General features: G+C 73.7%; 9 protein-coding genes. 6 read left to right on the top strand and 3 right to left on the bottom strand.

Annotated elements, in window-relative coordinates:
* Positions 1-177: 177 nt before the first annotated feature.
* Complete coding sequence (locus tag ACZ56B_RS21870; protein WP_468793040.1) at positions 178-981, bottom strand: SAM-dependent methyltransferase; 804 nt, start codon at positions 979-981, stop codon at positions 178-180.
* 379 nt (positions 982-1,360) lie between these two features.
* Positions 1,361-2,137, bottom strand: coding sequence for an enoyl-CoA hydratase-related protein (locus ACZ56B_RS21865; RefSeq protein WP_468793037.1), 777 nt, complete (start codon positions 2,135-2,137; stop codon positions 1,361-1,363).
* A 132-nt stretch (positions 2,138-2,269) separates the two neighbouring features.
* Here ACZ56B_RS21865 and ACZ56B_RS21860 point away from each other — a divergent pair, with 132 nt between their 5' ends.
* Together ACZ56B_RS21860 and ACZ56B_RS21855 are read left to right on the top strand one after the other, a co-directional pair.
* Entirely contained in the window at positions 2,270-3,604 is a 1,335-nt protein-coding gene (locus ACZ56B_RS21860; RefSeq protein ID WP_468793034.1) for an aminotransferase-like domain-containing protein, read from the top strand.
* 365 nt (positions 3,605-3,969) lie between these two features.
* On the top strand, positions 3,970-4,875 hold the full coding sequence (locus ACZ56B_RS21855) for an N-acetyltransferase (RefSeq protein WP_468793031.1): 906 nt from the start codon (positions 3,970-3,972) through the stop codon (positions 4,873-4,875).
* Positions 4,876-4,988: 113 nt separating this feature from the next.
* Here the strand turns inward: ACZ56B_RS21855 and ACZ56B_RS21850 are convergent, their stop codons facing one another.
* Complete coding sequence (locus ACZ56B_RS21850) at positions 4,989-6,386, bottom strand: SMI1/KNR4 family protein (protein ID WP_468793028.1); 1,398 nt, start codon at positions 6,384-6,386, stop codon at positions 4,989-4,991.
* Positions 6,387-6,583: 197 nt separating this feature from the next.
* Between ACZ56B_RS21850 and ACZ56B_RS21845 the strand changes: the two genes are divergently transcribed.
* The 4 genes from ACZ56B_RS21845 to ACZ56B_RS21830 all read left to right on the top strand — a co-directional run bounded on the left by ACZ56B_RS21845 (position 6,584) and on the right by ACZ56B_RS21830 (position 9,543).
* Positions 6,584-6,826, top strand: a complete 243-nt coding sequence (locus tag ACZ56B_RS21845) for a DUF6411 family protein (RefSeq protein WP_468793025.1) — start codon at positions 6,584-6,586, stop codon at positions 6,824-6,826.
* Between the two features lie 96 nt (positions 6,827-6,922).
* The gene (locus ACZ56B_RS21840; protein WP_468793049.1) at positions 6,923-7,882 is read left to right on the top strand and encodes a DUF1152 domain-containing protein; all 960 of its coding nucleotides are present in this window, start codon (positions 6,923-6,925) and stop codon (positions 7,880-7,882) included.
* 141 nt (positions 7,883-8,023) lie between these two features.
* A complete protein-coding gene (locus tag ACZ56B_RS21835; RefSeq protein ID WP_468793022.1) occupies positions 8,024-9,115 on the top strand; it encodes a serine hydrolase domain-containing protein in 1,092 nt (363 codons plus the stop codon).
* A 53-nt stretch (positions 9,116-9,168) separates the two neighbouring features.
* On the top strand, positions 9,169-9,543 hold the full coding sequence (locus ACZ56B_RS21830) for a transglycosylase family protein (protein ID WP_468793019.1): 375 nt from the start codon (positions 9,169-9,171) through the stop codon (positions 9,541-9,543).
* The last annotated feature ends 83 nt before the right edge of the window (positions 9,544-9,626 follow it).

Below are 9,626 nucleotides of genomic sequence, written 5' to 3'. Positions count from 1 at the left end.
TAACTCCCCCCCCCCCCCCCCCCCACCGCCCCCCCCCCCCCCCCCCCCCCCCCCCCCTCCCCCTCCCCCCCCCTCCTCCCCCCCCCCCCCCCCCCCCCCCGCCGGCCTTCTCCGCCTCGCCGTGCCCTCCGCCGGCGCTGCGGGGTGCTCCGCGGGACTACCGGGCGGCGGAGCGGGTCACCTCTTGACCGCGACACCGCAGACGGAGACGTCGGCCGTGTCCTCCTCGGCCCGGTCGGTGTCCGGGCGCCAGGTGGCCGTGGACACGACCCCCGGCTCCACCAGCTCCAGCCCGGTGAAGAAGGAGGCGATCTCCTGCGGCGAGCGCAGGTGGTAGGTGTTGGCCGACTGCCCGTTGTAGATCTCGACCGCGGTGTTGAGCGCCTCGTTGGTGTTCGTGCCGTCGCTCAGGGCCAGGTAGCTGCCCGGGGGCAGGGCCGACATCAGCGTGCTCACCAGGTCGGCGGGGCGCTCGGCGTCGGAGACCTGCCCCATGATGCCCAGCATGGTCAGGGCGACCGGGCGGCTGAGGTCCAGGGTGGCGGCGGCCTCGGCCAGGATCCGCTCCGGGTCCCTCACGTCGGCGTCGACGTAGGCACAGGCGCCTTCGGCGCTGCTGGTGAGCAGGGCCTGCGCGTGCACCAGGACGAGGGGGTCGTTGTCGACGTACACGATGCGGCTCTCCGGCGCGATGCGCTGGGCCAGTTCGTGTGTGTTGTCGGCGGTGGGCAGTCCGGTGCCGATGTCGAGGAACTGGCGGACACCGGCCTCGCCCGCGAGGAAGCGCACGGCGCGCGCGAGGAACCTCCGCTGCAGCCGTGCGACGGCGGCGAACTCCGGAAAGGTCTTCAGGATGACCTCACCGGCCTCGCTGTCGACGGGGTAGTTGTCCTTGCCTCCCAGCAGGTAGTTCCAGACACGGGCGGAGTGCGGGCGATCGGTCTGCAGCCTGGCCCTGATTTCTTCACGCGGGTGAGTCATGGGGAAAGCTTCACACAGAGTTGTGCGTCCGTAGGCCAACTCTCGGGACACCGGCTCGACTTCGCCCGGGCTGAGGAACACCACCGGGGCCGGGACCGCGGACCACGGCCGGGTTCCGCCGCGGGGTGCGGGCGTCGCGCCTGGTCGGGGAACCTTCGCCGTCGACTTCGGCACCGCCCGGACGTTCGACGCCATCGGTCCCACCAGGGCCGGGGCCACGATCGGCTCGGCGGGCCTCCTGTTCCCCGGGCGGGCCGGCGGCGGCGAGGACACCGCGCCCGGCGATGTCTTCTCCCCGGGTACGGTGCGGTCCCTCGCGGCCCCCGGCGCGGGCGGCCGCGACCCGAGGTGACCCCGGCCGGGCGCGAGCGCGCCGGTTTCAGTCGGACACGGCCGTCCGGTCGAGGAACCGTCGCAGGCCGGTCCGTACGCCGTCCGTGGGGACGGTGGCGGCGAAGCACGCCGCCTCGACCGCCAGGCCCTCGTCGATCGGCAGGTTGACCCCGCGGGTGACCGCGCGCAGGCAGGCGGCCACGGCCGACGGCGCGTGCCGGGTGATCCGCGCGGCCAGGTCCCTCGCGGCGTCCAGGAGCTGGCCGGCCGGTACGACGGTGTTGACCAGGCCCAGCTCGGCGGCCCGGGTGGCCGGGACCGGGTCGCCGGTCAGGATCATCTCCAGGCCGCGCTTGCGGCCGACGTGCCGCGGCAGGCGCTGGGAGCCGCCGAAGGGGGGCGGGAAGCCGAGGGAGATCTCGGGTTTGGCGAAGGTCGCGTGCTCGGCGGCGATCGCGAGCGGAGCGGCCTCGGTGATCTCGCAACCGCCGCCGTAGGCGAGGCCGTTGACCGCGACGATCACCGGCTTGGGGAACTCCTCGATCCGTCGGGTCAGCGCGTGGCCCCGGCGGACGATCTCGCGCAGCGCGCGTTCGGGCCCGCCGGCGATGCTGGCCGCCAGTGAGGGGATGTCCGCGCCCGCACTGAAGGCCCTGTGTCCGGCGCCGGTCAGGATGACCGCCCGGACGCTGTCGTCGGAGTCGACGAGGTCGAGCTGCGCGAGCAGCGCGTCGATCGTCGGGTAGTCCAGGGCGTTGAGCTTCCGCTCCCGGTCGATGGTGATCCTCACGACCTGGTCGTCCCGCTCGATGCGCACGGTCATGCCGGGGTGCTCCGTTCCGCCTGGGTCCGGACCACCGAGGCTACGGGCCGTGACCCAGGACGATCCAACAATTGTCCTGGATACAATGGAGTTCGTCTCCCACACTCCTCCGCGACGGACAGCGGGTGCCGGATGCGACCGTCCTCCTACAAGGCCCTCGTCCACGAATTCGCCGCCGCCATCCGCTCCGGCGCGATCCAGGCCGGCACCCGGCTCCCGACACACCGCGCCCTCGCGCGCGAGCGGCGGATCGCGCTGGCCACGGCCACCCGCGTCTACGCCGAACTCGCCGCCCTGGGCCTGGTCGTGGGAGAGCCGGGCCGGGGAACGTTCGTCCGAGTGCGGTCCGGCTACGACGGGATCGAACCGTCACGCGCCCTGCCGGTGCCCAGGGTGGCGGACCTGTCGTTCAACCAGCCCCTGGCCCCAGGGCAGGGCGACCGGCTGCGGCAGGCCCTGCGCACGATGGCGGCGTCGGGAGACGCCGAGGCGCTGCTGCGCCGGCACCCGCCAGGAGGGCACCGCCACGACCGGGCGGTCGTGGCCACCTACCTGCTGGGGCGGGGAATCGACACGGTGCCGTACAACGTCCTGCTGACGAGCGGAACCCAGCAGGCGCTCGACATCGTGCTGCGCACTCTCGTCCGGCCCGGTGACGTCCTCGCCGTCGACGCGCTCAGCTACCCGGGCATCAAGCTCCTCGCCTCGGCGCACGACCTCGACCTCGCCCCCGTCCCGGTCACGGCCGCGGGCCCGGACCTCGACGCACTCGATCAGCTGTGCCGCACCCGACCCGTCCGCGCGATCTACACCATCCCGACCGTGCACAACCCACTCGGCTGGGTGCTCGACCGCGAGCAGCGCGACCGGCTGGTGGCCCTCGCCCGCTCACACGACTTCCTGATCGTCGAGGACGGCACCTACGCCTTCCTCGAACCCTCACCGCCGCCACCGCTCCAGGCCCTCGCGCCCGAACGCACCTGCTACGTCGCCGGCCTGTCCAAGAACGTGGCACCCGGCCTGCGCTTCGGCTTCGCCGTCCTGCCCGATCACCACGTGGAGGCGGCCACGAGCGGTCTTCGCACCGCGGCCTGGGGAGCCCCGGGTGTCGTCACCGCCCTCGCGACGGGCTGGATCACCGACGGGACGGTCACCCGCCTGGAGGAAGAACGCCGCCGGGACGCAGCCGCCCGGCAGGACATCGCCCGCGCCGCGCTCGCCGGCCTGGACATCACGGCACACCCGGTCTCCTACATCGTGTGGCTCGGCCTGGAGCCGCACCAGCGCCCCGATCACGTCGCGACCGTGCTCGCGGGAGAAGGGATCCTCGTGTCCACCGCGGACGCCTTCGCCACCGGCCCCCGCCGTCCCCGAGCACTCCGGCTGGCCCTGGCCACACCGTCCCGGGACGAGCTCGGGGCCGCGTTGCGCAGCCTGAAGGACGCGCTCGAGACCATCCCCCCGTGACACGGTCCGGGCGCCACAGCCCCTTGTCCGCGTCACCACGGGCGCGCACCCGCCCCGGCGGCCCCCGGCCGGATGACGAGCCCGGACACACGGTGCCGGGGGCGCTCGGGCGACGCCTCGGCCTCTTCGTGATCAGCCCGCGCAACCGCACGGACCTCGTGCTGTCGGCAGGGGTGGCGGGACTGAGCCGCGGAGCGGGCTCTTCCTGGCCGTGACGAAGGCCCTCGAGGACTCCACCGTCGTCCTCTCCGCAGCCCCGGGGAGCCGGGATCCGTGCGGGAAGCCGGAGACCGTCCCGTACCATCGCTGTCGTACCGCACCGCATGGCGGCCTCCCGACAGTGTTCCCTCGGCCGGAGGCCACGCATGCCCGAAATACGCCCCTTCCACCGTACCGACCGCGACCAGCTGACCGATCTGGTCAATGCGCACGTCGCCGCCGTCGTCCCCGGTGTCTCCGTCTCGGTGAACACCGTTCTGAGCGCGCTGGAACGGCAGCCGGACGAGTTCGTCACCGACCCGTGGGTGAGCGAGCGGATCACCCTCGTCGCCGAGCAGCGCCGGTATGTCGTCGCAGCGGCCCATCTGCTCCGCTACCGCGCCGACGCCGAGGTCGGCGCGAGCCACCGGAACGCGGGTGGGATCGACTGGTTCGTGCACCAGCCGCCGACGTCCCTCTTCCCCGACACCGAGAAGGCCGCTGACCAGCTCATGAGCGCCTGCCTGGCCCAGCTGGCCCGCTGGAACGTCCGTGCGCGCCACGCCGACGGTGCGCTGCCCGCCCCTGCCGTGTACGGGCTGCCGCACCCCTGGCCGCACATCCGCGCCGTCTACGAACGCGCGGGCTTCGTCCACACCGGGGACACGGAAGTGCTGCTCCTGGCCCGTGTCGCCGACCTGCCCCCGGCCGAGCCCCGGCCCGGCGTCACGGTCGAGCGCACGCTGGGGGAGTGCGGTACGCGCCTGACCGCGTACGTGGACGGGCGGTCCGTCGGATTCGTCGAGGTCGACACGTCCCTGGCCCGCCCCGAACGTCATGTGCGGGCCGCGGGCCTCGCCGACATGAGCAACCTGCACGTCGCCGCACCCCACCGGGACGAAGGCTGGGACCACCTCCTTGTGGCCCATGCCGCCGACTGGCTGCGCCTGTGCGGCGCGGACCGCCTCCTCGCGTACGAGTCGGCCGACGATCGGACGGCGATCCGGCGCCTGCTCACCGTCGGCTTCCGGGAGCTGACCCGCACGGACCGCGGCTGGGAGCACCGGCCCTGACGGACGGGCCACCGGCCGTGCCCGGCTGACGTCGCCGGTGTCGGGACCGTGGACGGTGTCCGGACGAGGGGCGAGGGGCGTGGTGTGACGGCGCGGCCGGAGGCGTTTCGCGATCAGGCGGGCGGCAGCGGGCCCAGGTCTCCGTCGACGACGGTGCGGACGATCGGTGGGCGGTCCCACAGGGCCAGGATCTCGTTGGAGAGGCCGACGAGCCGGCCGTGGTCGCGCAGGCCGTGCGTGGTGATGCCGGCCGCCGCCAGACTGCGGGGGACGGCCTTCGCGTCCAGCAGGGCCCGCCATTCCTCCGGTCCGGTCTCGAGGTACTCCAGCCCGGTGAGCCGGCCGATCTGCCGGGGGTCGGCGAGGACGCCCGGGTAGGCGGTGAGGGTCCGCAGACGGGGTGATCCGAGCACGGGGGTGAGATCGACCGGTGGGCCGTCCCACGCCCCGATGCGGAGAACTTCCAGGTCCGGGTGCGTGGCGGCCTCGACGCTCCGCAGGTGCGCCACGTTGACGTGGGCCACGGCCGGCCCCTCGTCCCGGTCACGGGCCCGGTCTCGCCGTCGGCCCCGCGGCTCGGTCCCCCACACCAGGTCGGTGAGCGAGTCGGCGATCAACTCGGCGCCGATGAACGACTCGTGGCTTATCAGCACGACCTGCCCGGTGTGGCCGGCGGGCCCTGGAGTCAGGTCGACCGCGAGCCGGTCGCCACCGCCGTTGTCGCCGAATACGATCCAGCCGGGCGAGCCGACAAGGCCCTGGACGGCGGCGTCGGGCGGGGTGACGACCGCCTCGCAGGCAGCGAACCGCCAGGGGGCCGGCCGGGACGCGGCGTCAGCCACGTACAGGTTGTCCAGGGGGAAGAGTTCGCAGCCGACGGCGCCGTACACCGCGTCCCCCGTCCGGAGATCCTGCTCCCAGTCCTCCCACCGGCCCCGCACGACCCGATAGAGGGCCTTCAGCTCCTCGGGGAGCGTCAAGCCGAGACGTGCTTCGGCGGCGGCGATCTCCTCGTCGCCGGCCCCGATGGCGCCGGGCAGCCGTCCGCGCAACCGTCGCTCCAGCGCCGCTGGATCCGCCGACCGGGCCGGCCCCGCAGCGGGAGCGGGATCGGGCAGCCGCCGCCAGGGTTCGGGAAGAGCTCCCTCGACCAGCAGCAGCGTTTCGCCGCCCACCGGTCCGAACTCCACGGCGGGACTGGGGCCCACCACCCGCAGCCGGGTCCTCCCCGAAGGGGCGACCCGGGCGGAGAACGTCACGGACTCCACGCCGGCCGCCACGAGGGCGTCTCGCACGCGCTCGACGCCCTCGCGCTCCGCGGCCGAAGCCCGCCCGCGCGGCCGGACCCCGGAGGACGACCTCCAGCCCTCCCGGCCCACGGCACCGGCCATGTGCACGGCCCCGTCCTCGCTCCTTGCCTCGATCCCGTCCACCCACGCGCGCAACAGCGGTGCCCACGTCCCGAAGGAGTTCAGGGCCGGCGGGGAGGGAGCGGAGATCGGCTCGTTCATGCGCCGACCCTAAGGGGAAGCGCAGAACCGGTAGAACCCCGGCGCCGGACGCCGCCGGCCCACCGCCGTCGAGGCCGACGCCCCCGGCTCCCGGCGCACGGCACCCCGCCCACGAGCGTGTCCGCGGAAGAAGCGGGAACGAGTTCTCCCACGACGCGCCGCCCGGTACGGCGCTCCCACCCCCTCAGGAGGCCCTCATGATGGTTGTCGGCATCGTCGCCGTCTGCTTGGTCATCGCCGTCCTCGCCTTCTTCCTCCCACGGCTTTCGCGGCACCCCCAGAACGGGACGCAGCGCACCCTCGGCATGGGCTCCCGGGCCGGCTCCAAGGCGCCCGGCCCGCTCGGACGGCTGCTCAGCAAGCCCTTCCGGTCCAGTTCGCGCGCGGTCACCCGGAGCGGCTCCGCGGGCCGGCGGGCGCGGGGGAAGCTGCCGTTCTGACGTCCGGGCGTGCCCGCCACCGTGCCCGACGGCGGTGACGGCCGCCTGCCGAGCCCGCCCCACCCGGGCCGACGACCACGGGCGGCCATGGTCGCCCTGCCGTCTCTCCACACCGATCCGCTCTTCACCCGGCTCGCCGACTCCGACCGGATCCTGGTCGCGGGAGCCGGCGGCGGTTTCGACGTCTGCTCCGGACTGCCGCTGGCTCTCTGTCTCCTGCACCGGGGCAAGGACGTGTACTTCGCGAACCTGTCCTTCAGCGCGCTCGCCGGTCTCCCCGCCGAGGACTGGGCCGCGGACGATCCGGCCGTCGTCACTCCCGACACCGCTCCGCACCAGGGCTACTTCCCCGAACGGACCCTCGCCCGGTGGCTGCACCGGCACGGCTACCCGTCCACCGGGTACGCCTTTCCGCAGACCGGTGTGCGCCCGCCGCGCGCTGCTTACCGAGCACTGACCGAACGGCACGCCGTCGACGCCGTGGTACTGGTCGACGGCGGCACGGACATCCCGCTGCGCGGTGACGAAGCCGGCCTCGGCACACCGGAGGAGGACCTCGCCGGCGTGGCCGCGCTCGCCGCGTTGGACGACGTGCCGAATCGGCTCGTGGTGTCGGTCGGGTTCGGTGTGGACGCCCACCACGGCGTCAACCACGTGCGGGTACTGGAGAACATCGCCGCCCTGGAGCGCGACGGCGCCTACCTCGGGGCGTTCTCCCTGCCGCGCGCGACCCGTGAGGGCGCGCTGTACCTGGACGCGGTGGCGCACGCCCAGCAGCACACCCCCGATCACCCCAGCGTCGTGAACGGTTCCATCGCGGCGGCCGTGCAAGGCTCCTTCGGGGACGTCCGGTTCACCGACCGCACCCGGGGCAGCGAGCTGTTCGTCAACCCGCTGATGTCGCTGTACTTCGCGTTCGACCTGCCGGGCCCGGCGTCCCGCTGCCTGTACCTCGACCGCATCGAGGAGACCTACCTGATGCGTCGAGTGCACTCCCACATCGCGGAGTTCCGCGAAACGACGGTGACCCGCCAGCCCCGCGGCCTCCCGCGCTGACGGACCGTTCCGGGGCGTGGTGGTGCAGGGCGTACCGCCGACCGGCGTGCTGGCCCCATCGTGCCGCACCGGGCTTCTCCCTACGTCGGGGGGCACAGGGGATGCGCCCCTGTGCCCCCCACCCCGAGGAGCCGGACGACCATGGCAGCAACGACCAGGACCCGCCCCCGAAACCCGCTCGGCCACCGCCGCCTCGTGACCACCGCCCTGGTCACCGCGCTCGCCGGCCTCGGCCTGATGACCCCGGCGGCCGGCGCCACCGGGACGGTCCGGGACCCCCTGCGGCAGCAGGCGGACGCGATACAGCGGACGGGCACCGTGGGCGTGATCGCCCGGTCCACCGGCCCGCACGGCTCCCGCTACGCCACCGCCGGCGTCGCCGACCGGCGGACGGGGCGCGCCGTGCACCCCCGCGACAAGTTCCGCATCGCCAGTGCCACCAAGACCTTCGTGTCCACGGTCGTGCTGCAACTGGTCGGCGAGGGACGCCTCTCCCTCGACGACACGGTCGAGGCCCTGCTGCCCGGAGTGGTGACCGGCAACGGCAACGACGGCAGCAGGATCACCGTCCGGCAGTTGCTGAACCACACCAGCGGCCTGTTCGACTACACCGCCGACTTCCCCGCGTTCACCGACGCCGCGGCCTTCCGGGCGGGACGCTTCGACACCTGGACGGACTCCCGGCTCGTGGCCGTCGCCATGCGGCACGCCCCGAACTTCGAGCCCGGCACCCGGTGGGAGTACTCCAACACCAACTACACCCTCGCCGGAATGATCATCGAGAAGACGACCGGGCACAGGTGGCAGCACGAGGTGACACGGCGCGTCATCCGCCCGCTGGGCCTGCGCGACACCTCCGCCCCCGTCACCGACCCGGCCATCCCGGGCCGCCACTTGAGGGGCTACTCCGCCTTCGGCGGGGACCGGCCGATCGACGTCACGCTCCTCAACCCGAGCGGTGCCGGTGCCGCCGGCGGCATGATCAGCACCACCGCCGACCTGACCAGGTTCTACTCGGCACTGATGCGGGGCAGGCTGCTCGCGCCCGCCGAACTGACCGAGATGAGGACGACGGTACGCGCCGAGGAGCTGGACGTGGTCTGGCCCGGCGCACGGTACGGACTCGGCCTGATGCGGGTCGGCCTCACCTGCGGCGGGAGCTACTACAGCCATGCCGGGGACATCCCCCCCCCGGTTCGTGCGACGGGGTGGAAAGTCCTCCGCGCGGCGTAGGGAGACGGCATCCGGCATGCGGACACCCCGTCGTGTGAAGTAACAGTTCCCCTATGACATGCAGACGACATGCTCCCGCGGGCGCCGAGCGCGGCACGCACAGGAGCCGCACCCGGTCCGTGGCGGTGGCTCTGACCGCCCTCGTCGCACTCGGCACGACCACCGCGGCGACCGCGGCGGCGGCCTCGCCCTCCCGGCCCTCGGGCACCGACTGGGACGCCATCGCCGCGTGCGAGTCCGGCGGCAACTGGAAGGCGAACACGGGCAACGGCCATTACGGAGGACTGCAGTTCACGCAGTCGAGCTGGGTCGCGGCCGGCGGGCTCCGGTACGCGCCGCGCGCCGACCTGGCCACCCGCAAGGAACAGATCGCCGTCGCGGAACGCCTGGCCCGCATCCAGGGCATGTCGGCCTGGTCCTGCGCCTGAGCCCCGGCGCCGGTGCGCAGGAGGCCGCGGCGGGAGAGGGGGAAGCCGGAGGCGCCGCTCATGGAGGGCTCCGGAGGTAGGGA

The organism is Streptomyces sp. NPDC034670 (assembly GCF_055574875.1).
This window is presented reverse-complemented; position numbering and strand designations above follow the sequence as displayed.

Excerpts from the sequence above, each read along its gene's own strand:
- ACZ56B_RS21850 (WP_468793028.1), bottom strand. The coding sequence starts at position 6,386 with ATGAACGAGCCGATCTCCGCTCCCTCCCCGCCGGCCCTGAACTCCTTC.
- ACZ56B_RS21830 (WP_468793019.1), top strand. The coding sequence starts at position 9,169 with ATGACATGCAGACGACATGCTCCCGCGGGCGCCGAGCGCGGCACGCAC.
- ACZ56B_RS21870 (WP_468793040.1), bottom strand. The coding sequence starts at position 981 with ATGACTCACCCGCGTGAAGAAATCAGGGCCAGGCTGCAGACCGATCGC.
- ACZ56B_RS21835 (WP_468793022.1), top strand. The coding sequence starts at position 8,024 with ATGGCAGCAACGACCAGGACCCGCCCCCGAAACCCGCTCGGCCACCGC.
- ACZ56B_RS21855 (WP_468793031.1), top strand. The coding sequence starts at position 3,970 with ATGCCCGAAATACGCCCCTTCCACCGTACCGACCGCGACCAGCTGACC.
- ACZ56B_RS21845 (WP_468793025.1), top strand. The coding sequence starts at position 6,584 with ATGATGGTTGTCGGCATCGTCGCCGTCTGCTTGGTCATCGCCGTCCTC.
- ACZ56B_RS21860 (WP_468793034.1), top strand. The coding sequence starts at position 2,270 with ATGCGACCGTCCTCCTACAAGGCCCTCGTCCACGAATTCGCCGCCGCC.
- ACZ56B_RS21865 (WP_468793037.1), bottom strand. The coding sequence starts at position 2,137 with ATGACCGTGCGCATCGAGCGGGACGACCAGGTCGTGAGGATCACCATC.